The following is a 23,290-nucleotide window of genomic DNA, read 5'->3' on the forward strand; positions in this document are numbered from 1 at the left end:
ATTGTCCTAGAAAACAAATTCTTTGCGTTTTAACTTATCAATCAAAGGTGGGATGCATGTTTCAAACAGTACATGACCATGCCAGCTCCCATCGTGATCTAATTGATGCAATTGACCTTGCATGACGGGTGCTTGACCGACGATAGCAAATAATTTGCCGCCAGGTAAGATTTGTAAGCGGTGCGTTTCGGTTATTGCTTCAACTGCTCCCGTCAAGATCACCACGTCATAAGGTGCTTTATCGAGCCAGCCTCGGCAAGCATCGCCAGTAATGAGTTCCACATTAGTGCAGTGATGTTCATTGAGCTTACGTCGCGCGTAGCTAGTAAAATCAGAGAAGTAGTCGATGCTCAATACTTTTTTACTTAATCGGCTTAGGAGCGCTGTTAAATAGCCGGTTCCTGTGCCTACTTCTAAAACTGTTTCATGACCTTGAAGAGCAAGTTCTTGCAGAAGTATGCCTTCTTCTAAAGGCGTCAGCATTCGTTGATCGTGCATCAAAGGAATTTGCATATCTGAGTAAGCAAATTGCTGCATAGCATTGGGTACGAACTCTTGGCGTGGGATTTCATCGAAAAGAGAGAGAATTGTTTCATTAAGAACATTACCAGTACGAAGTTGCTGTTTGAGCATGTTAATTCGTGCGTTTTGACTTGTAGTCATCAGTTCACCATCACATTAAAGATCCGCTTATGCTAATCATTCAACTCTACATGGCATCGTAGGAACAATTATAAGCATAACCTAGGTTAAAACGTTGCGACGATTTTAGCAAGAATTGAGAAAAGGTGCGATCGATTCCATAACGATTAGGTCATTTAAATGTTTTTTTTAAATTGATCGGTGAAATTAAAGCATTTGCGTAGTGGACTTGTGTAAAATTTGTTATCATCGGCCCATTTTATTTAAGACCCAAAGGAGAGGATTGTGCGCGAGCGATTTACTGAATTCTTAAAAGATGAATTGAATACACTCAAGGACGAAGGCTTATATAAATCAGAACGTATAATAGCAAGTCAACAACAAGCTGCGGTGCAAGTAAAAGAAGGCGAAGTAATTAATTTATGTGCTAATAACTACTTGGGACTAGCCAATCATCCTGTTTTAATCGGGGAAGGGCAAAAAGCTTTAGAAAAATACGGCTATGGCATGGCTTCTGTGCGTTTCATCTGTGGTACACAAACAGTCCATAAAGAATTAGAACGTAAAATAAGTAATTTTTTGGGGACTGAGGATACTATTCTTTATTCCTCTTGCTTCGATGCAAACACGGGCTTGTTTGAAACGCTTTTAGGGCCCGAGGATGCCATTATTAGCGATGCCTTAAATCATGCCAGCATTATCGACGGTGTACGTCTCTGCAAGGCACAACGTTTTCGTTATGCCAATAATGATATGAGCGACCTAGAAGCTCAACTTAGAGCGGCTAAAGATGCACGATTTCGTTTAATTGCCACCGATGGTGTATTTTCCATGGACGGCATCATTGCCAATTTAGCGGCTATTTGTGAATTGGCCGATCGTTATGATGCCATGGTGATGGTTGATGATTCACATGCAGTTGGCTTTATGGGGGAAACAGGACGAGGAACACCTGAGTATTGTGGTGTCGCTGATCGAGTGGATATTCTCACCGGAACCTTAGGTAAAGCGCTTGGTGGTGCATCGGGCGGGTACACTTCGGCCAATGCGGTCATTGTGGATTGGTTGCGCCAGCGCTCAAGGCCTTATTTGTTTTCAAATACCTTAGCACCTGTCATTGCTCACAGTTCAATTGCCGTCTTAACTATGCTTGAGAATAGCAATGAATTATCGCAAAAATTAAAGAGAAACAGTCAATATTTTCGCAGAGGTATGACGCAACTTGGATTTAATTTGGTTCCTGGCGAACACGCAATCATTCCAGTTATGCTGGGAGATGCCGCTTTAGCGGGTCGTATGGCTGATCGTTTATTAAAAGAAGGGATTTATGTGGTTGGTTTTTCTTATCCCGTTGTACCTAAAGGAAAAGCAAGAATTCGCACGCAAATGTCAGCTGCTCATGAACTAGAACATTTAGATAAAGCTATCAATGCCTTTGGCAAAGTGGGCAAAGAGCTTGGGGTCATTTGATAAAATTTTAAGAGCTATTTTTAATACCCCTAAGTTAGCGGGTCGTTTTTGGGAGGTTGTATGAAATCATTAGTGAAAGCCAAGCGTGAGCCAGGAATTTGGATGCAAGATGTACCAGTTCCTGAATATGGCGTTAATGATGTGCTGATTAAAATTCATAAAACCGCCATCTGCGGAACTGATATTCATATCTATTCTTGGGATGATTGGGCTCAGGCAACTATTCCTGTGCCGATGACGGTAGGGCATGAGTTTTACGGTGAAATTGCGGAAATTGGTCGTGAAGTGCAGGGATTGAAAGTCGGACAGCGTGTGTCTGGAGAAGGACATATTACTTGTGGAGTATGTCGTAATTGTCGTGCTGGTAAACGACATCTTTGCCGTAATACGGTTGGAGTGGGTGTGAATCGTCCAGGTTGTTTTGCGGAATATCTAGTAATGCCTGCAACGAATGTCATTGTTTTACCGGATAACATTAGTGCTGAACAAGCAGCTATTTTCGATCCTTTTGGTAATGCAACTCACTGCGCTTTAGCCTTTGATGTGGTCGGTGAAGATGTATTGATCACCGGCGCAGGCCCCATAGGCATCATGGCGGTAGCAATTGTACGTCATATTGGTGCCCGTCATGTGGTTATTACTGACGTGAATGAGTGTCGGCTTGAACTTGCCAAAAAAATGGGCGCTACCCGCGCTGTCAATGTGAAAAATCAAAACCTCAACGAGGTGATGGATGAATTAGGCATGCTTGAAGGATTCGATGTTGGTTTGGAAATGTCAGGAAATCCGACAGCATTTAACGACATGGTCAAAGCAATGAACAATGGTGGACACATTGCTATGTTAGGTATTCCACCTAAAGAAACGCTCATTGATTGGAACCAAGTCATATTCAAAGGACTTGTGATCAAAGGAATTTATGGTCGCGAAATGTTTGAAACTTGGTATAAAATGATTGCGATGTTACAAAGCGGTTTGAATTTAGAGCCAGTAATGACGCATCATTTCCCCGTCGCTGAATACCAACAGGCGTTTCAAATTATGGCATCCGGTCAATCAGGAAAAGTTATTCTCGATTGGTCTTAACTGAGATACTTAAGATACTTGAGTATGCGCTTGAGTAATCCAGTCATATGGTTTACCTTCTGCGCCTGCTTTTAGTGAGTTGGAGCATTTATGTCGCAATACATTTTTACGATGAATCGGGTATCGAAAATTGTCGATAACCAACGTTTTATTTTAAAGGATATTTCCCTGAGCTTTTTTCCAGGGGCAAAAATAGGTGTCTTGGGCTTAAATGGCTCCGGTAAGTCCACTTTATTACGCATTATGGCTGGAGTAGACAAGCAACATGAAGGCGAGGCGAGGCCGCAACCAGGCATTAAAATTGGTTATTTAGAGCAGGAACCTCAGCTTGATTTTGATAAGACAGTGCGTGCTATTGTCGAAGAAGGTGTAGCAGAAATAAAAGGCAAATTGGCCGAATTTGATGAAATAAGTATGCGCTTTGCCGAGCCAATGAGTGATGAGGAAATGAATTCATTACTAGAGAAGCAAGGCGAGCTGCAAAATGACATTGAAACGCATGGTGGTTGGGATCTTGATCGACGTCTAGATATTGCCGCAGATGCGTTAAGGTTACCGGAATGGGACGCCAAAATATCTTTACTTTCAGGGGGAGAGCGACGTCGTGTAGCGCTTTGCCGTTTACTGTTATCAAGCCCAGACATGTTATTATTGGATGAGCCGACTAACCATTTAGATGCAGAAAGTGTTGCCTGGCTAGAGCGTTATCTGGAAGAATTTTCTGGAACCGTGGTTGCAATTACCCACGATCGTTATTTCTTGGACAATGCTGCTGAATGGATATTAGAGCTCGATCGCGGAGAGGGTATTCCTTACAAAGGAAACTACACCGCTTGGCTTGAGCAAAAAGAAGAGCGTTTGGCTATGGAAGAGAAGCAGCAAGCGTCTCATGAACGGGCGATTAAAGCAGAACTTGAATGGGTTCGCACTTCACCGAAGGGACGTCATGCTAAGTCTAAGGCAAGACTTGCTCGCTTTGAAGAAATGAATTCTAAAGAATTCCAAAAACGTAATGAAACCAATGAGTTATATATACCACCTGGTGAGCGTTTGGGTGATTTAGTCATCGAAGGAAAAAATATCTGCAAATCATTCGGCGATCGTTTATTGATTGATAATTTAAATTTCCAATTACCCAAAGGCGGCATCCTCGGTATTATTGGTCCGAACGGTGCTGGTAAGTCGACTTTCCTAAAAATGATCACCGGCCAAGAACAACCTGATCAGGGTGAAATTCGTATTGGTGATACTGTTCATTTAGCTTATGTTGACCAAATGCGCGATCACTTGGCGGATAATAAAACAGTATGGGAGGAGATTGCTGATGGTCACGATATTATGCAGGTCGGCGCCTTCCAGATGCCGTCACGAGCTTATGTTGGACGCTTCAATTTTAAAGGTGCAGATCAACAAAAGAAAATAGGTCTGTTATCCGGTGGGGAACGAAACCGGGTGCACTTGGCCAAATTACTTAAACGCGGTGGCAATGTCTTACTACTCGATGAGCCCAGTAATGATCTGGATGTAGAAACGCTGAGAGCTCTCGAAGGCGCTATTTTGAATTTTCCTGGCAGCGCCGTTGTTATTTCCCATGATCGCTGGTTTCTCGATCGAGTCTGTACTCATTTAATGGCTTTTGAAGGGGATTCTCAAGTTGTTTACTTTGAAGGCAACTACAGTGACTATGAGGAAGATAAGAAAAAACGATTAGGTGATGCAGCCACTAAGCCTTCACGAATTAAATATCGTCGCTTGAAAGGTTAAGATAAAAATAGGTAAACCAAATTTGGTTTACCTAAGCATTTATAAAATTAATAATAAAAGAGAGAAATTTTTACCATGAAAAAGTTGTTGTGGGCTGGCGCGCTGTGCCTTGGTCTGGCGGGTTGTATGGAATATTATGATGAATCAACATTAATCACCGACGATGTTGGTGTTGTACATCGCACGACTCATTATCTTCGTGATAAACGAGGACGTGAATATTTCCCTGTCAAAGCGCCAGCAACAGGCAAAAAGCAATTTATTTTTGATCCTAAGGCTTATGCTTGGGCTGCCTATGATCCAGAAGGCAATCGCTTAATGACAGGTAGTGCTTCAGGTGGTAAGGATGTTTGCGATGAAAATTCCGGTCAATCCTGTCGGACAGTTACCGGCAGTTTCCGTGTTTATAATAAACGTGGCCTTGAATGTCGTTCAGGCGAATACCCTGTAGAAACGACTGGCGGCGCAAAAATGCCTTATTGCATGTACTTCTTTAGAGGGTTTACTATTCATGCAGCGTATGAGGTTCCTTTTGCAAATACTAGCCATGGCTGTGTGCGTGTTCTTCCTAGTGCCGCTAAATGGTTAAACGAACAGTTTATTACGGTAGGAACTCAAGTGACTATATTGCCTTATCCAGACGAGAGCAGCACCTCATAAAATGGTCGTTGTGTCTTCCAACAAATTCCTTATTTTCCATTTGGTGAAAGGTTGGGCCTAGGCCCAACCTACAACTAATCACAATATTCTATATAAGATTTAATTTCCTTATTCCCAGAGATTACAAAACTAGTTATGCTAGCAATCAACTGATTTTTAATTGATTTTGTCTCGCTACTGCTGACTTAAGGGTAAACAATATATGATAGGGAATAGATTATTGTGTGGTGTTCTTAGTTTTGCTTGCATTATCTCATCGACGGCCTTTGCTTATGACCAGCCGGTAGTTAATTTAGGCTACACTAGCTTTTTGGATGGTGGTCCACCTTCTGGACCAGGATTGTACGTACAAAATTATTCTCAATATTATACGGTTAAAAAACTCACTGATAAAAGAGGAATGAAGCTGCCTTTTCCTCGTAACGATTTGAATGTAACTGCGGACATCCTTCAGCTCGTTTATGTTTCTACGAAAAAAATATTAGGTGCTAATTTAGGTATGTCGGCACTCTTGCCATGGCTTATCCGTGCTAGGGTTCATGATGGCCTACAACAACCTGTGCTAAGAGCTGCCGATGGCTCTGGCGATCTGTTTATTGGTCCTGCATTACAGTTTGATCCAATTATGCGTAAAGACGGAAAAGGCCCGAGATTTGTACAACGTTTTGATTTAGATGTTATAGTTCCCGTTGGTCATTTCGATAAAAAATATGCTGTTAATCCCAGTTCTAATTTTTGGTCATTGGCTCCCTATTGGGCAGTAACCTATTGGTTCACTCCAAAATGGGATCTTTCATACCGTCTACATTATTTATGGAATGCTATAAACCATAGACCTAACGCGTCCTTTGGGTCAACAGTCTATGCAACACAAGCAGGCCAAGCCGTTTATGCAGATATTGCAACGGATTATGCAGTCACTGAAAAACTTCATCTCGGTTTAAATAGCTATTTCTTTTACCAGTTTACAGACACCCGAGTTAACGATGTGAGTGTTCCGGGAAGGCGTGAGAAAGTTTGGGCTCTTGGACCAGGAATGCTCTATGGGTTTACAAAAAACCAATTTTTATTCTTTAACTTATACTTCGAGGCCGATGCGAGAAATCGCGCACAGGGTACGAATTTCATACTCCGTTATGTCATTCATTTTTAAATAGCATAGCATTGCTCTATGAATTTTTGTTCGTAGTTTGGTCCACCGTATGTGGAGCAATTAGATAGGCTTTGTTAGGAAGACCTCTTTGTGGCAATGAATTTGTTGGGCCGAGACCCTGAGGTATGGTCACTTTTTTTTAAACAAAAATAGCTTTTGCTCCAATCAGTAGCTCGCTCCGTTCGGGCTGAGTCCTTCGAGGGCCTCAGGACAGGCCTTCGAGACGTCGCTGGCGCTCCTCCTCAGGCTGAACGGTTCAGTAAAACACTGGATTAGGCTTGTAATATTATTCAAAAAAAAATGAAGATACCTCAGGCCAAGACCCAACCTGCACGAGGTATGCAATCAGAGGAGCCCCCGCGGCTTCGACCGCGGGGCACATTTTATGGTTGATGGCTTTCTGGAGTACCCGTATTTTCTTGAGTTGATTGTGCTGCTCCCGTATTATTGTTAGCCGGGCTTGTTGTTGTCTGGCGAGGAATGGCAATCATTTGCATAATACCTAAATCGCCGGATATCTTTCGACCGACAACTAAATTAATGGTAAGTGGTTGGGTTAATTTTTCTTTATCATTTTGATATACCACTTGCATAGGAATGACGACCTTCCATTGATTGTCCTTAATTTCTATTACTTTACTTTCTCCATTAACCATTGAACTCACCATCAGTTGCTGTGATTTAATTGCATTCAGGTTACCGGATTTTTGTAGAGCATCGTTGAAACCTTGCCAACCTTGCTCTGTGTAACAGGATTTTAAGGAGGACAACTGATTGTCAATCGTATTATGGTCAAAATCAAAAGATTGTTCTGCAGCATTTTCAGCCCATTTCATTACAATAGTCTGTTCAATGTGAGTTGTTTCTGCAGGGATACGGTAGTTGCAATTTAGTGGTTGAGGTGGTGTCACCGTGGCTGTCGCTGTGCCGCCAACTGCAGGGATTGTTGCACCTGTAGCAGGTGTTGCCGTATCAGCAGCCGGTGTTGCAGTACCAGTAGCAGGCGTTGTTGTACCTGTGGCCGGTGTTGCAGTACCAGTAGCAGGCGTTGTTGTACCTGTGGCCGGTGTTGCAGCACCAGTAGCAGGTGTTGTTGTACCAGTAGCAGGCGTTGTTGTACCAGTAACAGGCGTTACTGTAACGGCAGCAGGCGCTGTTGTATTAGTAGTAGTCGGTTGCGCGGCATCACTAACTGGCATTGTAGTTGTGGCTGATGCATGTCTACTGGCCTTAATGGTTTTTTTTGCAGCGTTAGCTGGATTTCGCTTCTCCAGAGATGAAGATTTTGCTCCAGGGTTACTGGATGTTGGCGTCGTTGGAGCGATATTTGATGGCGTTTTTGTACCTTTATCATTAGGCCTTTTGGGTGAAGGGGTAGGTACATTATCAGAAGCGACGTTTTCGACTCCTTGTGAGGTGGAACTATTTGATTGAGCATTTGCAGAGCCAGACATTGTTTGTCCAGGGTTTACATTCATTGATTTGCTACTATCTTCAGCATACACTGTTGTACTTAAAATAGTCATTAATCCTGCGCATAGCATGGATTTTTTCATTGATAACACTCCTTGCATTAAATAGTTATCTAACATACTCAAGACTTATCACTTTGCCAGTTTGTGGGATGTATTTCAACAGGGCTTTTGTCTGTTTGTTAATCTAAAATCGTGCGAATTGAGTTTAGGTCTGATATTATCGCCACAATTTTAATAAGGTCAATCAACAATTCAATGAGATTGAAATTTACCGTTAATTGAGCTTATTGTCTGATTAGTTTAATGAGGAATACGATGTTTCTAATTACGGGTGGTGGATCAGGGATAGGTCGCGCTTTAGCTCATGCTTTGGCTGCTCGCAACGAAGAAGTAATCATCGTAGGCCGACGCGAACAGGCACTCGCGGAAACAGCAAGCTTTTCACCGTTAATTAGTTATTTTTGTGCAGATGTATCAAATGCTGAAGGTCGTCAACAAATTACTTCCTACGTGCAAAAATTCCCAGCGATGGAAGGACTAATTCATAATGCCGGTATTATCGAACCGATGGATCCTGTTGCTTCTATTGATGAAGCATCTTGGCAAAAAATAATCGCCACGAATTTAAACGCGCCATTATTTTTGACGCAAGCGCTCATGCCTCAAGTACAGCAAGGACGCGTGCTTCATATTGGTTCAGGTGTGGCTTATTTTCCTGTGACTGGTTGGTCTGGATATTGTGTTTCGAAAGCAGCTTTAGCAATGCTGACACGCTGTTGGCAACTCGAAAACCCTCATTTTTCGGTGGCCAGTGTAATGCCTGGTATTATTGATACGGATATGCAAAGTGTAATTCGTCACGCTAAGTTTATGGATCTTGAAAAACGTGATTTCTTTCAGGCTTTACATCAGAAAAACAAATTATTATCCCCAGCGACAGTGGCGTTGTTTCTCAGTTGGTTACTATTAGATATTGAGAAAGATCTCTATGTGTCTAAAGAATGGGATATTTATGATAAAAGCCACCATCAATCATGGCTCATTGCCCCACATCAAGTGCCAGATTGGGAGTCAATATGAACTTCTGCGAACGATTATTAATTAATGCAACGACCATCACGGCTGAAGGCACGCAATTAGAGAATCAAGCTATCGCCATTGCTAGGGGGAAAATTGTATGGTGTGGGGCTCATGAAGCGTTGCCTTCGGAGTATCAACAACAGGCTAAAGTTATTGATGATTGTCGAAATCAATTAATCACACCGGGTTTGATTGATTGCCATACTCATCTTGTTTACGCAGGTGAGCGCGCCAATGAATTTAAGCAACGCCTTGAGGGAGTAAGTTACGCTGAGATTGCCAAGGCCGGGGGTGGTATTTTATCAACGGTCAGACAAACTCGCGCCGCTTCAGAAGAGGATTTATTACAGCAATCCTTACCTAGAATTTTAGCCATGCGCGCTGAAGGGGTGACCACTGTTGAAATTAAATCGGGCTATGGTCTTGATTTAGAAACTGAACTTAAAATGCTGCGCGTGGCCAGACGCCTAGGTGAGCTGAGTGGTTTGAGAGTGAAAACCACGTTTCTGGGGGCGCATGCAGTACCTCTGGAATACTTGAATAATAAACAAGGCTATGTGGATTTTCTATGTTCGGAGATGTTGCCTGCTGTTGCAGATACTGGTTTGGCGGATGCAGTCGATGTGTTTTGCGAATCCATTGGATTTAGCCTGGCACAGACAGAACAGGTTTTTATCAAAGCTAAAGAATTATCGTTAGCGATCAAATGTCATGCGGAGCAGCTATCTAATCTTGGAGCTAGTGAATTAGCAGCTAATTTGCAGGCGCTGTCAAGCGATCACTTGGAGCATTTGGATCAATCCGGCGTGGCAGCTATGTCGCGCAGTGGAACGGTTGCAGTTCTATTACCCGGTGCCTTTTATTTTCTGCGCGAAACAGTTAAGCCGCCCGTGGATCTTTTACGTGAAATGGGCGTGGGAATGGCGATTGCTACTGATACAAATCCCGGCACTTCTCCCACAACTTCTTTGCTACTCATGTTAAACATGGCTTGTCAATTCTTCTCCCTCAAAGTACAGGAAGCATTGGCTGGTGTTACTTATCAAGCAGCAAGAGCTCTAGGTGTGGAGAAAGAAACTGGAACGATTGCTGTAGGCTTAGCAGCTGATTTGGTGCGTTGGTCTGTGAAGGATAGCGCAGCGCTTTGTTATTATTTTGGTTATCCTCTGCCTCACAGTACAATGGTGGCAGGTGAATGGTTGAATTAAGGGGTTGTCAATGAAAAGATTGATTTACGCGACTATCTTACTGTGCTTTTCCCTGGGTTCATGGGCCTTAGTTCCAAAGACAGTTGAGATTAAAAAAGAAACTGCTGAAATGGACCTGCAAATTAAATACCCTCAAGGTTTTGCAGACAAATCGATTGATACCGCTGTCCTTACTCTTATCGAAGCATTGCAAAAGGTAGATACCCCGAAAAATGAGGCAAAATTGCCTGCGGATGTGCCGGGAAAAAATAGTCTATATATCGATTATAAGACCCAGTTTCAGAACAAACAGGCTCTAAGTTTGTTGTTTTCAATTTCCACTTACTCTCGGGGCGCAGCTCATCCTGCGAATCAGGTCAAATCCTTAAATTTTTTAAAGGGTTTGGTTGTAAATTTGGAGCAACTATTTAAACCAAATAGTGATTATTTAACTAAAATCGCAGCGTTGAGTCGCGAATCGATTATGAAGAAAAAAATCTCAGATAAAGATTGGGTCACTAAAGGAACTCAACCTACCGCTGAGAATTATAAGAATTGGTTTTTTACTAAAAATGGCCTTGCCATTGTGTTTGATACCTATCAAGTAGCCGCTTATGTTTACGGTCCGCAAACGGTTGAAATTTCTAAAGTTGAACTTAAAAATTTCTTGCGTCCAGAAGTAGTGAACGCTGTCTGGGGTAACCGATGAGTGACTCGATTCCGTTTATCGCCGCGGATAAAAAAGTCGCTGAACTAACAGTGCGTAGCATTGTGTTAGCGATAATACTGACTGTGTTATTGGCGCTATCGAATGCGTATTTAGCACTTAAATTAGGTATTTTAACCTCCGCTTCGATTCCGGCTGCGATTATATCCATGGGAATTTTGCGCTTATTTAAGGATCCAACCATCCTTGAAAATAATGCGGTACAAACTGCAGCGTCTGCGGGAGAGGCTGTTGCTGGAGGAATTGTTTATACGATACCTGCTCTCATTATTATTCAATACTGGGATGGATTCGATTATTTAACTAATTTCTTTATTGCAGCCTGTGGGGGAATTTTAGGTGTTTTATTTTCAATTCCTTTGCGACGTGTTCTCGTTAATGAGCCTGTACTGCGTTTTCCTGAAGGTCGAGCAATAGCAGAGGTACTGAAATCGTCCGCTGAAAAAGCAGGTATTCGCGATATTTTTCTTGGTGGTGCAATTGGCGCATTAATCGAGCTATTCCAATCAGGTTTTAAAATAATTGCCAGTACTTGGACTTTTTGGTTTACCGCTAAACGATCTTTATTTGGTTTTGGTGTGGGTTTTTCAGCGACCATGATCGGAGCTGGTTATTTAGTCGGTCATGAAATGGCGATCAGTATTTTTCTGGGTGCTGTCATTTCTTGGTTAATTGCTATGCCAATTGTTAGTCAATTTTACCCCCATTACCTCATTCATTATCCCCCTGAGAAAGCGGCAGTTTTTTTATGGAATAGCGAAATGCGCTATTTGGGAATTGGAGCGATGCTGTTTGCAGGGACTTGGACTTTTATCAAATTAATAAAACCATTGGCGAAAAGTATGAGTGTTTCATTTAGCGCTTTTATGACTAAAAGTCGCCAAGACAAACAATTACCTCGTACAGATCGAGATATTCCCATGCCCTTTATTTTAATAGGGGTTCTCTTAATGGGTGCTATCTTGTTTTTGTTCTTTCAATTCATTTTTCCCTTATCACAAGTTGGGCTTGATAAAGTTTATGGACCTAGCTTAGTTTTTGCGGCGGTGCTTTATGTATTAGTGATTGGCTTTTTATTTTCAGTCATTACCGGATATTTTTCCGGTATGGTTGGAGTCACTGCAAGCCCAGGAAGTTCTGTAGTAATTGCCGGGATGCTCTTTGCTGCCTCATTACTACTGACTTTAATTAATCATTCCTTACCATTACCCTTGACCGATGAGCAAATCAAGGCCGCAGAGGCAATCACGATTATTATTGGTTCGGTAGTTACTGGAATCGCGGCGATTGCTAATGATAACACCCAGGATTTAAAAGTCGGCCAATTAGTGGGAGCTACTCCTTGGCGTCAGCAAGTGATGCTGTTACTGGGCGTGGTGATTTCCTCTTTAGTCATTCCTCCAGTGATGCAATTACTGTTTGAAGTGTATGGAATAGCAGGGGTTATGCCGCATGAGGGCATGGATGTTAGTCAATCACTGCCTGCTCCTACCGCAGCTTTAATGGCAGCGATCACTGAAGCAGTTTTTCGCAATGCACTGCCTTGGACAATGATGTTCATTGGCGCAGGGGTTATTTTGTTAATTCTGGTAGTGAATTTTCTGTTTAAGGGTGATCGTTATTTTAGACTGTCAATTCTAGGTGTCGCCATTGGCATGTATTTACCTATTTCTTCATCCTTTCCACTGTTTTTAGGAGGAATGATTGCCATGGTCGTTCATCGTCGTATCAATAAACGAGCTATACCTAACGAAGAAAAACATTCGAGCAAACAAAAAGGAATTTTAATTGCCTGTGGTTTGGTTGCTGGCTCTGCTTTAATGGATGTGCTACTCGCTATTCCTTTTTCCATTCTACACTCTCCTGATGCTTTAACTTTAGTAGGACCAGACTGGCAAAGTTATAGTGTTGTTCTTGCCGTCATATCAACCTTGGCCTTAGCTGTTTGGATTGGCCAACGCGTTTGTGGGAAAAAATAAAAACTGTCATTTCCATTTTGAATGGCAAAAATTTCCTTACGCAGAGAGTTGAGAAATTCTCCTGGTTCGTGGCTAAGTAGGCTGTGCACTATACTTATTAGGATGGCAATCAACGACGTACTAAGGAGGATGCCATGGAAACACATTCTATATCATTTTCAGAGTTATTACGGTTAGTAGCTACAGCGGGTTTGTTATCTTTAGCAGCTGGCTACCCTTCTAGTGCTAATGCAGAGGATGGATGTGGGTGTGGCTATCATAGGAGTTTTGAAGGTGGTTGCATTCGAAGCTATCAAGGCTCATCATTTGTAACACCTACCGTCTATTATTCTAACTATTACCCGGCAAGTTATTACTCAGTAGGATATTCCCCAACTTGTTGGAATAATGATCTTGGCTATTGTTATTAAGCGATAACATTAACAACTAAACCTAGAACAATCTTCTCATTTCCTCCGATTTAATCGGAGGATTTTTTTCTTTGAGTTAAGCATGAATTGACATTGCTGCTGGAGAATTGCCATCCTCCTTCTCTGTTTGCACAGCGAATTTTCTACTCTTAATTTGTTCACCCTCTGCTGTTTGAAAAATCAACTTGCTAGACCTTGCAAGTTGTAGAGCAGCTTTCTCATCTAGAAATGATCCAACATGGTCACCCATTTCAGCGGGGAGCTCTAAACTACAGAAGAAGCCTATTCCTGCTCCACGAGCAAAGGCTAGATTAGGTAGTTCTAAATATCCTTTCTTTATCTCCTTACATTTTTTTTCTTTCCAATTTTCTGTCGTTTTAAAATCTTCCTCATCCAAAGTTAAGTTGGTTAAAAACGGGTAATGAGAAAAGATTTCCTGCAAGGTCTTTAAATCAGATGGTTTTTTTACCAGGCTATCCAAAATTTTATGTTTAACTATTAGCTTAAATAGCTCATCTTTGCAGCCAGGAAAAGCTTCGACAATCAATTTAACATTGTAAGTACTATTCATTATTTTTTCTAAATTAGCAGTACAGATAAGATGCTGATACAAGTTACTTTGATAGAGAGGAAATAGGTTAACGAATTTTTTAATGTATTCTGGACTAAGGGATACATTGTTCGAGTAGGCGGGATTCGCAATGAATTCAAATAAGCGTTTTCGTCCCTCAGGACACCATAAACCTAATTTCTCGACATCATAACCACAGGTCACTATTGTTTTCAGGTATGGCGGTAAGAATATGTTATCAATTAATTTCGTTTTATTCTCAGGAAAAGTTGTAAGTAAATCAAAAAAAGCAAAGGTATTCCCTAAAAACTTAGACAAAACGCTTGGGTCCATAATGTAGTCGAATAAATTCTGTTTATTTTCCACATCTAATTTTATAGCAAGCTGTCTTACCTCATTTGCAGATGTTAATTTGTCAAAGATTTCTTTCATAATTATCTAGTAAAATTAAATGTCACTGATTATACAAGTTGTGATTATTTAATGCAAAATTAAATGCAGCTTTCATCATTCCTTCAAAATGCGATATGACTTTCTTCAAGCAAGATTTTATTCGCCAAATTAATTAAGGCACCACTTGAAGGGGTGAAACGATTAATCATGATCGCAATGCCTGTACCTTTTGCAGGAATAACAGCGAGATAAGCTCGAAACCCATCAGTGGCTCCTGTTTTTCCGATTAGTGCATTGGGATTGAATTCTGATTTTTTTATTTTCTTTATTTGATAAGGAATAAATTGATAATGGGCTGGTTGATGAGTTAACTTTTGGATGGCGCTTGCTTTATTCAGCGGTGTAATAAGCCAACCTAAACCAAGCTGCGTTTCCTCATGAGGCATATCATAGTAAGCTGTTTGAGTTAGCAGCATAGCCTGATGTATTTTTATCGGGGTAGAGCGTTCACCCAGCGCTGCATTTAAATAAGAACGAATGTCTTTAACAGAAGCTCTCATTGCCCATGAACCACCAAATAAGCCGGATGGATGATAAGGAATGGGTTTTCCATGTTCGGTAAAGCCTTGCGCAAGGTATTTTTGATTTTCATCACTGAGATCTAAACCCGAGGAATTCATGTTTAGCGGAGATAAAATTTCAATCCTCATGAGTTCAGTTAAGGAAGTTTGTTCGTTTTTAGCCAAAATTTGACCTAAAAGCCCAAAACCAACATTTGAATACAGCATGTAACTTTTAGGCTTGAAAGGGGGAACATAGTGTTTTAAATAATTACGAAACTTAATTTGGTTTTGTGAAGAGGATGAGGCATTGTAAGCTAAGTTTTCAACATTGAAAGCTAAGCCTGAGGTATAGCTAGCAAGATCCAAATAGGATATTTTTCCAATGTTAGCAGAATGAGGTATTTTAAGATCAGGGTGAATTGCTTGGTCTAATCGTATTTTGCCTGAGATGACTTCTTTAGCAAGTATTAACCCAGTAAAGGTTTTAGTAATCGACCCTAATTCAAAAATTGTTTTTTCGGAAACTGGAACATGTTTTTTAGGAACAGCTTCTCCAAATAGACAGGTTCTTAATTTCCCATGATTGGCTATAACCACAGCGGCACCCGGAATATGAAATTTGCCCATGAAATTTAATATTCGTTTTTTTAAACGCTGATCAGTACAGGATACTGTGGCATTAGAAAATATCGGAATACAAAGCAGAAACCCCATAAAAATAATTCTTTTAAACCCTAATTGCATGAAGTCATCTCTATGAATTGATGTAAGAGGTCATCGAAACTGGCTTTATCTAGAATATTTCCAGAAGTTTTTATTCACGATGAGCTTGCCTTAATAATACCTTGAGTTTCAAATTTTTCGTTAAAAAATTTAACGAAAAAGGTCTTACTCAACTTGGGATTTTTTTTATTTATTCTCGTAAACTCTGCTATGAAGCCGCATTTTTTATAAAATTCTGGCGCTTGGAAAGCACTGGTCACTAAATTGATATTATTAAATCCCTGATCTTTAAAGTGATTTTCAAGAGCAAGCAATAACTGTTTGCCATAGCCTTTACCACGATAAGCACTGTCTACCCAGATATCATCCACGTAAATTTCCGAGAAAGCTGTAAAAGCATTAATTACTCCAAAAATTACTCCTTGTTCATTGGAGATCGTTAGAGAAAAGCGACGATAATTGACGTCTATACCATGCTGAGCCTCATAGTCAACAAAGCCTTTTGTCATTCTTTTTTCTGTGGTTTCATCAAGTTCGTCAACAAATTGGATTAAATATTCTTTTTTATTTTCTAAAGTCTCATTATAACCTTGTGTACTACTATCAAAACGAAAAATAACTCGATTGGATTGATGCGTATCATAATTTATCGGTTTAATTGCTTCCTGATAATTGCCGGCTGTGATACTTGAAATAGACTTACGCCAAAAGCTAAGTCCACGCTTGTTTTGCGGTATCACTGAAACTTCCCATAACCCTGGATGCATTTTCCATAGTTCAGAAGCAGCCAAATAAGCCAACCCTTTGCCTTGAAACTTGGCAATAATGAAAAATTCCCCCATGTTCCATACAGTATCAGAGTAATGTCCTGCTTGATTTAACAGAGCAAAACCTGCCAGTTCATTGCCTACCTTGATAAGAAACGCTTTTCTTGTCGGTTCTTCAAAATAATTTTTAAAATCAAAGCTCTCATAAAGTCCATCTGCAGGAAAAGCCCAATCGTCTGAAATAAAACCACAGTCACGCGAGAGATCGTAGACATAAAACCTTGCCATGTTTTGGATAGTAGGATAATCATCCAACGTTGCTTTCTTAAGGTTTAAAGCGGCTTGTAATTCTTTGATGTTCACAGCAGTTTCCTTCATTTTCAACAGTGTCTATAGTTTTTCTCGAACCGTTTGTTAATCAAAGCATTTATTCCAAATTGTTGTGGCAATTACTCATAAAATTCTGCTTCGTCCATCGTTTAGACATCGAACTATTGACTATCTATATCGAAGATCGTGGTACGTTGATTGCGTCGGGATCAGGACTTACCATTGTTTGGTCATTACTTGATGGTGCAATAGTGGGTCGTCGTTGCAGTCTTATGTTTTGAAAAAATTGCGATAAATGGGCAGAGGATTTCTGTGTTTGATCTTCAGTCAATAAATCGGGGTTAGTTACTTTGACTAAATCTCTTTGAATTTGCTTGGTTATTAGAATACCCGTAGCGACATAATTCCCTAAAAGTTTTTGCCCTGTTTGTTTTAACTCTTCTGGTAAGTCACCATGAAGTAACGATAATTCATCATAAGTCCAAAAAGCAAACAAGCTAGTTGATAAAAAACTCTGGCGAGAATCGCAACGAACAATGGCCTCTTTTAGATCGCTAATCAATTGCTCTAAAGATCGATAAGCATCTATTTCTGAAATTTTTTCATGACTCGCTAACTGTGCTTGGGCTTTTATATTAATGGGCAACTGTTTAATAAATTTTAATAGATTTTCTAATTCATTGGCCAATTGCACTGGCGTCATCAAATCTGAGGCTTCGGGTTGTTTTAATAAATTCCTATATTGCTCAAAACGAGTTGCCAATCTTTCCGGTTTCATTTCGCGGATACGATTTCTAGCCCATTTACGAATTTCTTCATGCCCGTCACCATAAAGGATTAAATCCAAGGGTCCATGCTTATCAAAAATCATCATTTTGTTCACGATAATATCGAAAAATTCATCATTGCTAACTGATGCACCAATTATCGGATAATGATTTTTGTTAATTTTTAATTGTTCAAGCGTTGGGGCACCTACTACAGTTTTTTTCCAAGCAGTAAATTGAATTTCATTCAATACCTTAGATTCAAATTTGATAATTTCCGCACTATTTTTTTCATCATTAATTTCTAAAATTTTATTGGCTATAGCCGCACAATCCTTCGCAAGGACTGTAATAAAACCCTCATCATTATTGTCGGTGCTTTTATGACTTAGTAAATGGAAAAGTTTATTTTCAGAGCTGTCTTCTTTTTGGCTTAAAAGTTGTCCGGGATTATCCTCTGCGCGGTGGAAGGCAACAATAATACAACTCCGTGGTATATTTTTTTCTTCGGTGCGATACCGATGATGCACCAAAGCTCCTGCTTCAAATACGGTCGTGGTTGGTTTGTCTGGATTATGAACTTCTACCACGAGAGGATGCTCAGTATTCAAGACCTTTTTTTGGATTTCAAAAGCTTGTTCTACTGTGTTTTCTTGTATAAAAATAGAGGCATCTTCTGTGGACCAATACCCTTTATCTTCCGAATAGAAACAATCTCTAACCCCTTTATGAGTGCCGGGAAGGTAGACAAAATTTTGCCCTTTGGGCCCACTCGCATGACCTCTTTCCCAAGTCACAATTATTTTAAATTCTCTGCGAAAGGGCGTGTTATCAATATGCAGCATATTATCTTGCGCCCGGACTTCCAATGGTTCCGCATCTTTAGCCCTAGCATCGACTATTCGAATAGCTCCCCCGCATGCGTGAGCAATTAGTGCAATCAATAAAGGATGTAAAAAGGCTTGATTAAATTCTTTATTGCTTAAAAAATCAGGATGATTTCCTAGATTTAAATAGGAGTGAATCCAACTTTTACTCCCATTCTCACCTAACAACTTATCGTAGCAATTAACTAATCCTTGAAATATCTCTTTATTAATTAATCCGCCAAAAATAAGACCGCCATCGTGATCTATAGTTTCTGTATAGGAAACAAATAATTTTATTAATTCTGCAGTGACTTCCGGCGAATAAATTTTAGCCCATTCCGTTTCTAAGGCCATTAGTAATTTTCTTCTAAACTGTTCTTTCTTATCCAAGGCTTGAAACCGATTATAGGAAAGTTGTTTTTTAGAATCATCGGTGACTCGATGAGTTGGAACGAGTTGCGGTTTGATAGAAGGAGCGCCAGCTCGATAGCTTATGAGCTCATCAATCTGAGAATCTTGAATATTAGTAACATCGATAATAATAGGGCACATAAGGTGAGCGTACATTAATTAAGCAGTTGAAACATAATACAATAGTTTGATTAACAAAATAACCAAATATTGACAAATTGGATTAAAATTTGTAGCGGGGGCAATTAAACCGATTTCTAACACAAAGCAGTTCAAGAAGGTAAGCTCGCTATTTGTATTATTATGCAAGGTCGACCTATCAATGACTTATCTGTTTATTAAAAAGAGTCAAACAGAAGTACCTTGTAACTAGGGACTGTTAACATTTGCTCCTCCCCGCCGTCCCGCGGCATGTCCTTCCAATAGACCCTAAGTATTTGTTGAAAAATGGAATTTATATGTTTCTAATCCGTTCGTCCCGCGGAGGCGCATTAGCGCCGTCTCGAAGCATTATAGTCCAATACTACAAAGGAGTTCAGCGTGTTTTTTATACATTCTTCAATCATTTAACTGTTGATGATTACCCAATTCTAACTTATCCCAGCCTAACAATTTCATAAGCTTTAAAAAATTAATCTTCCGAACTATTTCAACTCTACTATTTTTATAGTAGCATCTACTAAAAATATAGTAGATCATGTTTTATTTAGTTTGGAGAAAAAATGTCAACAAAAAAAGGATCTAACGCGTTTACTCACGATCGCCTCCTTACAGAGGTAGAACTTGAATTAATGAATATTATTTGGAGCCTTAATAAGGTAACTATTAAAGAGATTGTTTCACATCTGCCCAAAGAAAGACCTTTAGCTTATACCACTGTGGCAACCGTAGTAAAAGTGCTTGAACAAAAGGGTTTTCTTGAATGCCAAAAAAGCTCTTTTGCCCATGTTTTTGTACCTATAGTTACAAAAGCTGAATACGAAGGGACCTGTATCGAGCATATGGTAACTAATGTTTTTGATGGCGAGCCTGTGGCGCTGGTGCAAAGACTTTTGATGGCCAAAAAGTTAGAACAGGATGATATTCAAGCCATTGAGGAAGCGCTTAAGCAATTGTTAACTTCTGCAAAAAAAATCGAGGCCTAGCCATGTTATTTCTAGAAATTTTATTGAGTATTCATTGCTTACTCTTAGTAAGCTCGTGGGTGATCGGGGGTCGTTGGCTTGCGAATCAACCGTCTTTTAAACTCAAATTAGCTCGTCTTTTATTAGTTAGTTGTGTGATTTCTCCATTAATCGTCCATTGCATAAACCGATCTCCTGAACTTGAGCAACAGCACTATGTATCCTTTGATGTGCAAGAGTATGTGAATCAACCCATCTTAAAGGCTGAATCTTCGCTAAGAGCTCCTGAATCAACCGCTACTTTGTTAATGAATAATATGAGTTATTGCCAGCTCATTTATCTAGTGTTTGCTTTGCTTATCTTGTTACGCAGTTATCAAGTACTGTCAGCTATGAGGCACTTAAGAACTCTATTAGCTGAAGCAGTTCCTTATCGAACATCCGGTAAACTAGTTATTAAAGTCTCTCACCGCTGCCATATCCCTTTCTCAGTATTTCTATTTAACAAAGCTTATATCGTATTACCTCTATCCTTATTGTCTTCTGCCAAGAATGTGAAGATTGCGATTGCTCATGAAGGCCAACATCATCGTAATGGTGATTGCCTATGGGCCTATTTTATTGAGGTTCTGCGGATCATTTTCTTTGCAAATCCAGGTGTTTCGCGATGGGCTCGTATCTTAAGCCAATTACAAGAATTTTCATGTGACGAAGTATTGGTTGGCCAGCCAAAAATTTCGACCTATGACTATGGCCACTGTCTGTTTGATGTTGTACAGACAGCGGCTCAAAATTCCAAGCTATCTCACCGAGAAATTGCATGCACGGTAGGTATGGCGTTGGGCAAAGACAACGAAGACCGTACTTTTATTATCAGGAGAATTTCAATGTTATCAGCTTATCCACTTAATACAGCAAAATCCTTATTGTTAGGGGGAGTTTTTGCGGGAGTGGCTATTTTGGCCCAAATCTCTGTTGCCTATTCAGCAGTAGGAGCCTTGACTAATTCTAAGGGAAAAGAAGTCGATATCTCCCATTTAGATCGAAAAATTCAAAACATTGCAGAGAAAGAAATTAAAATCGCTGTGCAACGATATCATGCAAAATCGGGGGTTATTGCTATCGCCAATGCCAAAACCGGGGATATAATTGCTTTTGCTGAATCGGGCAAGAATCAGCGCAGTTGGAAGTCACGTGTTTTTGCCCCTGGTTCTACGATAAAACCTTTTATTGCAGCCGCAGCGATTGATTCCGGGAGCAGCTCTGAAACAAAAAACTATGATTGCCGTTCCCCCTATTCGATAGAAGGTAGAACCTTTACAGATTACTACGTCAATAAGGGCCCCATTTCATTGGCAGAGGCTATCGCAAAATCAAGTAATTTATGCCTTATTAAGGTTTCCCAGGAAGCTGGAGCAGCAGTGATTCGTAAAAAACTCTCTGAATTTGGTTTTGACATGAACAGTTGGTGGCAAGAAGCAAATCAAAGTGACGAATTACAATTGGCAATGGTTTCGGTGGGTGAGAATATACCCGTTACGATTGACTCCTTAACAAAATCCTACGCCATTCTTGCTAACAAAGGACGTTCATTCAAAGGAGGAGAGCCCCCTATTATTTCAGCAACAACGCTAAGCTCAATTAATCATATCCTTGAGAACGTTGTTATTAATGGAAATGGAAAACTAGCTGCGATTCCTGGTGTTAGCGTCGCTGGTAAAACAGGAACAGTTGCAGAAAATACGGATGTTGCTCAGGGTAAACAACTTTCCTTGTTTGCTGGATATCTACCAGTAAATTCCTCAGGTTACGCCATGGTGGTCGTGATTGAAGACGGTCATTTAAGCAAAAATGGCGAGACCTTGACCTCCGGTGGAGAGTTAGCGGCCCCTGTATTTCGCAAGGTCGCAATGAATAGTCTAAATAGTACCAATCAATAAATCACCTTAGGGGTACAGTCGCTTTTGCTGTACCCCTAGCAATGACATCGAAGTTGGAGTTTTTTATGAAGAAAATATCTACAATTCTAGGTATGACGCTATTATATTGTGTGAGTACTTGGGCTCAAGGCTCTTGCTTTTTGATCTATGAAGAGCAAACCCTGCTTAAGCAGGAAGGCAAGGATTGCAACCAGCGCTTTGCGCCGCAATCGACCTTTAAAATTGCCTTGAGTCTTATGGGTTTCGATTCAGGAATATTAAAAGATGCGCTACATCCTGAATGGCCCTACAAAAAAGAATATGAACTTTACCTCAATACCTGGAAATATCCTCATAACCCGCATAGTTGGATAAGAGATTCCTGTCTGTGGTATTCGCAAGTGTTAACGCAACAATTAGGCATGAAACGTTTTAAAAACTATGTTGATGCATTTCACTACGGTAATGGGGATGTCTCTGGCGACAAAGGTCAGAATAATGGCTTAACCCATGCCTGGCTTTCAAGCTCGCTTGCTATCTCACCCCTAGAGCAAATTCTGTTTCTCCAAGAAATAATCAATAAAAAATTACCTCTGAGCCAAAAAGCGTTCACTATGACTAAAGATATTCTTTATATCCAAGAATTAGCGGGCGGTTGGAAACTCTATGGAAAAACAGGTAATGGTCGACAGTTAACGAAGGACCAAAACCAAAAACTATCGCTGCAACACGGATGGTTCGTAGGCTGGATTGAGAAGGATAATCGGGTGATTACTTTTGCGAATCATATTGCCGATAGTAAGGAAAAAGCGACCTTCGCGAGTTTCAGAGTGAAAAACGACACCTTGAATAAATTATTTTATTTGATCAATGAGTTAGAAAAATAATAACGCAAATTTTTGAATGGAGCTTATCGTGCGACACCTTATCCTAGGGGCAGTCTTATTTTTTTGCAGCTATAGCGCAATTGCTCAATGTGAGTTACGCCTAAATAACCTCACTGATAAACCGGCTTTAGCATGGATTCAATATGACCAAAGATTAGATGATCAAGTAAATATTGCACCTCATCGCTCTTTATTCGTTGATTTACACTATGGTGGCTATTGTCATGATAAAGCTTATTTCAAGTTGTATCGTTATGCTCATGAATTATATTTTTCCGGGGTATTAGCCTCCGGACAAGTATTTGATATCCATCCTTAACCAGCTAGGAAAAA

General features: G+C 40.3%; 20 protein-coding genes. 14 read left to right on the forward strand and 6 right to left on the reverse strand.

Going from position 1 to position 23,290, the window contains the following annotated elements; translation table 11 throughout:
* Positions 1-6: 6 nt before the first annotated feature.
* Entirely contained in the window at positions 7-663 is a 657-nt protein-coding gene (locus Ldro_RS06200; RefSeq protein ID WP_058495532.1) for a protein-L-isoaspartate O-methyltransferase family protein, read from the reverse strand.
* Between the two features lie 264 nt (positions 664-927).
* On the opposite strand from Ldro_RS06200, the gene Ldro_RS06205 reads away from it, so the two are divergent.
* From Ldro_RS06205 to Ldro_RS06225, 5 genes are all read left to right on the forward strand, one after another.
* Positions 928-2,112: a glycine C-acetyltransferase gene (locus Ldro_RS06205; RefSeq protein WP_058495533.1), complete on the forward strand. Its 1,185-nt coding sequence runs from the start codon at positions 928-930 to the stop codon at positions 2,110-2,112.
* Positions 2,113-2,172: 60 nt separating this feature from the next.
* Positions 2,173-3,198: an L-threonine 3-dehydrogenase gene (gene tdh / locus Ldro_RS06210; protein WP_058495534.1), complete on the forward strand. Its 1,026-nt coding sequence runs from the start codon at positions 2,173-2,175 to the stop codon at positions 3,196-3,198.
* A 90-nt stretch (positions 3,199-3,288) separates the two neighbouring features.
* A complete protein-coding gene (gene ettA / locus Ldro_RS06215; protein ID WP_058495535.1) occupies positions 3,289-4,962 on the forward strand; it encodes an energy-dependent translational throttle protein EttA in 1,674 nt (557 codons plus the stop codon).
* 75 nt (positions 4,963-5,037) lie between these two features.
* The gene (locus Ldro_RS06220) at positions 5,038-5,622 is read left to right on the forward strand and encodes a L,D-transpeptidase (RefSeq protein ID WP_058495536.1); all 585 of its coding nucleotides are present in this window, start codon (positions 5,038-5,040) and stop codon (positions 5,620-5,622) included.
* A 202-nt stretch (positions 5,623-5,824) separates the two neighbouring features.
* A complete protein-coding gene (locus Ldro_RS06225; RefSeq protein ID WP_058495537.1) occupies positions 5,825-6,775 on the forward strand; it encodes a SphA family protein in 951 nt (316 codons plus the stop codon).
* Positions 6,776-7,158: 383 nt separating this feature from the next.
* Here Ldro_RS06225 and Ldro_RS16270 read toward each other — a convergent pair whose 3' ends face one another.
* Positions 7,159-8,331 (reverse strand): DotI/IcmL family type IV secretion protein, encoded by a 1,173-nt coding sequence (locus Ldro_RS16270; RefSeq protein ID WP_058495538.1) that lies wholly within the window; start codon positions 8,329-8,331, stop codon positions 7,159-7,161.
* A gap of 234 nt (positions 8,332-8,565) precedes the next feature.
* Here Ldro_RS16270 and Ldro_RS06235 point away from each other — a divergent pair, with 234 nt between their 5' ends.
* The 5 genes from Ldro_RS06235 (at position 8,566) to Ldro_RS06255 (ending at position 13,633) form a co-directional block, all read left to right on the forward strand.
* Positions 8,566-9,330: an SDR family NAD(P)-dependent oxidoreductase gene (locus Ldro_RS06235; RefSeq protein WP_058495539.1), complete on the forward strand. Its 765-nt coding sequence runs from the start codon at positions 8,566-8,568 to the stop codon at positions 9,328-9,330.
* Entirely contained in the window at positions 9,327-10,538 is a 1,212-nt protein-coding gene (gene hutI, locus Ldro_RS06240) for an imidazolonepropionase (protein WP_058495540.1), read from the forward strand. Before Ldro_RS06235 ends, hutI begins: the two co-directional genes overlap by 4 nt.
* Before the next feature lie 10 nt (positions 10,539-10,548).
* Entirely contained in the window at positions 10,549-11,226 is a 678-nt protein-coding gene (locus Ldro_RS06245) for a DUF3298 and DUF4163 domain-containing protein (protein WP_058495541.1), read from the forward strand.
* Complete coding sequence (locus tag Ldro_RS06250) at positions 11,223-13,223, forward strand: OPT family oligopeptide transporter (protein ID WP_058495542.1); 2,001 nt, start codon at positions 11,223-11,225, stop codon at positions 13,221-13,223. The genes Ldro_RS06245 and Ldro_RS06250 overlap by 4 nt, the downstream gene beginning before the upstream one ends.
* A 134-nt stretch (positions 13,224-13,357) precedes the next feature.
* A complete protein-coding gene (locus Ldro_RS06255; RefSeq protein WP_058495543.1) occupies positions 13,358-13,633 on the forward strand; it encodes a GCG_CRPN prefix-to-repeats domain-containing protein in 276 nt (91 codons plus the stop codon).
* A gap of 76 nt (positions 13,634-13,709) precedes the next feature.
* Here the strand turns inward: Ldro_RS06255 and Ldro_RS06260 are convergent, their stop codons facing one another.
* The 4 genes from Ldro_RS06260 to Ldro_RS06275 form a co-directional block, all read right to left on the reverse strand.
* Complete coding sequence (locus Ldro_RS06260; RefSeq protein WP_058495544.1) at positions 13,710-14,636, reverse strand: hypothetical protein; 927 nt, start codon at positions 14,634-14,636, stop codon at positions 13,710-13,712.
* 83 nt (positions 14,637-14,719) lie between these two features.
* On the reverse strand, positions 14,720-15,904 hold the full coding sequence (locus Ldro_RS06265; RefSeq protein WP_058495545.1) for a serine hydrolase: 1,185 nt from the start codon (positions 15,902-15,904) through the stop codon (positions 14,720-14,722).
* A 74-nt stretch (positions 15,905-15,978) separates the two neighbouring features.
* Positions 15,979-17,013 (reverse strand): GNAT family N-acetyltransferase, encoded by a 1,035-nt coding sequence (locus Ldro_RS06270; RefSeq protein ID WP_058495546.1) that lies wholly within the window; start codon positions 17,011-17,013, stop codon positions 15,979-15,981.
* A gap of 139 nt (positions 17,014-17,152) precedes the next feature.
* Positions 17,153-19,168: a hypothetical protein gene (locus tag Ldro_RS06275; protein WP_058495547.1), complete on the reverse strand. Its 2,016-nt coding sequence runs from the start codon at positions 19,166-19,168 to the stop codon at positions 17,153-17,155.
* Positions 19,169-19,749: 581 nt separating this feature from the next.
* Here Ldro_RS06275 and Ldro_RS06280 point away from each other — a divergent pair.
* From Ldro_RS06280 to Ldro_RS06295, 4 genes are all read left to right on the forward strand, one after another.
* Positions 19,750-20,172, forward strand: coding sequence for a BlaI/MecI/CopY family transcriptional regulator (locus Ldro_RS06280; protein ID WP_058495548.1), 423 nt, complete (start codon positions 19,750-19,752; stop codon positions 20,170-20,172).
* A 2-nt stretch (positions 20,173-20,174) separates the two neighbouring features.
* The gene (locus Ldro_RS06285) at positions 20,175-22,091 is read left to right on the forward strand and encodes a M56 family metallopeptidase (protein ID WP_058495549.1); all 1,917 of its coding nucleotides are present in this window, start codon (positions 20,175-20,177) and stop codon (positions 22,089-22,091) included.
* A gap of 65 nt (positions 22,092-22,156) precedes the next feature.
* The gene (gene blaOXA, locus Ldro_RS06290; RefSeq protein WP_058495550.1) at positions 22,157-22,957 is read left to right on the forward strand and encodes a class D beta-lactamase; all 801 of its coding nucleotides are present in this window, start codon (positions 22,157-22,159) and stop codon (positions 22,955-22,957) included.
* Positions 22,958-22,985: 28 nt separating this feature from the next.
* Entirely contained in the window at positions 22,986-23,276 is a 291-nt protein-coding gene (locus Ldro_RS06295) for a hypothetical protein (protein WP_131764375.1), read from the forward strand.
* The last annotated feature ends 14 nt before the right edge of the window (positions 23,277-23,290 follow it).

This window comes from Legionella drozanskii LLAP-1 (assembly GCF_001467585.1).
Classification (GTDB): domain Bacteria; phylum Pseudomonadota; class Gammaproteobacteria; order Legionellales; family Legionellaceae; genus Tatlockia; species Tatlockia drozanskii.

What these genes read in the sequence shown, in the direction of transcription:
- hutI (WP_058495540.1), top strand. Translation starts at nt 9,327, where the DNA reads ATGAACTTCTGCGAACGATTATTAATTAATGCAACGACCATCACGGCT.
- Ldro_RS06200 (WP_058495532.1), bottom strand. Translation starts at nt 663, where the DNA reads ATGACTACAAGTCAAAACGCACGAATTAACATGCTCAAACAGCAACTT.
- Ldro_RS06235 (WP_058495539.1), top strand. Translation starts at nt 8,566, where the DNA reads ATGTTTCTAATTACGGGTGGTGGATCAGGGATAGGTCGCGCTTTAGCT.
- Ldro_RS06280 (WP_058495548.1), top strand. Translation starts at nt 19,750, where the DNA reads ATGTCAACAAAAAAAGGATCTAACGCGTTTACTCACGATCGCCTCCTT.
- Ldro_RS06245 (WP_058495541.1), top strand. Translation starts at nt 10,549, where the DNA reads ATGAAAAGATTGATTTACGCGACTATCTTACTGTGCTTTTCCCTGGGT.
- tdh (WP_058495534.1), top strand. Translation starts at nt 2,173, where the DNA reads ATGAAATCATTAGTGAAAGCCAAGCGTGAGCCAGGAATTTGGATGCAA.
- blaOXA (WP_058495550.1), top strand. Translation starts at nt 22,157, where the DNA reads ATGAAGAAAATATCTACAATTCTAGGTATGACGCTATTATATTGTGTG.
- ettA (WP_058495535.1), top strand. Translation starts at nt 3,289, where the DNA reads ATGTCGCAATACATTTTTACGATGAATCGGGTATCGAAAATTGTCGAT.
- Ldro_RS06260 (WP_058495544.1), bottom strand. Translation starts at nt 14,636, where the DNA reads ATGAAAGAAATCTTTGACAAATTAACATCTGCAAATGAGGTAAGACAG.
- Ldro_RS06220 (WP_058495536.1), top strand. Translation starts at nt 5,038, where the DNA reads ATGAAAAAGTTGTTGTGGGCTGGCGCGCTGTGCCTTGGTCTGGCGGGT.
- Ldro_RS06250 (WP_058495542.1), top strand. Translation starts at nt 11,223, where the DNA reads ATGAGTGACTCGATTCCGTTTATCGCCGCGGATAAAAAAGTCGCTGAA.
- Ldro_RS16270 (WP_058495538.1), bottom strand. Translation starts at nt 8,331, where the DNA reads ATGAAAAAATCCATGCTATGCGCAGGATTAATGACTATTTTAAGTACA.
- Ldro_RS06265 (WP_058495545.1), bottom strand. Translation starts at nt 15,904, where the DNA reads ATGCAATTAGGGTTTAAAAGAATTATTTTTATGGGGTTTCTGCTTTGT.
- Ldro_RS06285 (WP_058495549.1), top strand. Translation starts at nt 20,175, where the DNA reads ATGTTATTTCTAGAAATTTTATTGAGTATTCATTGCTTACTCTTAGTA.
- Ldro_RS06255 (WP_058495543.1), top strand. Translation starts at nt 13,358, where the DNA reads ATGGAAACACATTCTATATCATTTTCAGAGTTATTACGGTTAGTAGCT.
- Ldro_RS06275 (WP_058495547.1), bottom strand. Translation starts at nt 19,168, where the DNA reads ATGTGCCCTATTATTATCGATGTTACTAATATTCAAGATTCTCAGATT.
- Ldro_RS06225 (WP_058495537.1), top strand. Translation starts at nt 5,825, where the DNA reads ATGATAGGGAATAGATTATTGTGTGGTGTTCTTAGTTTTGCTTGCATT.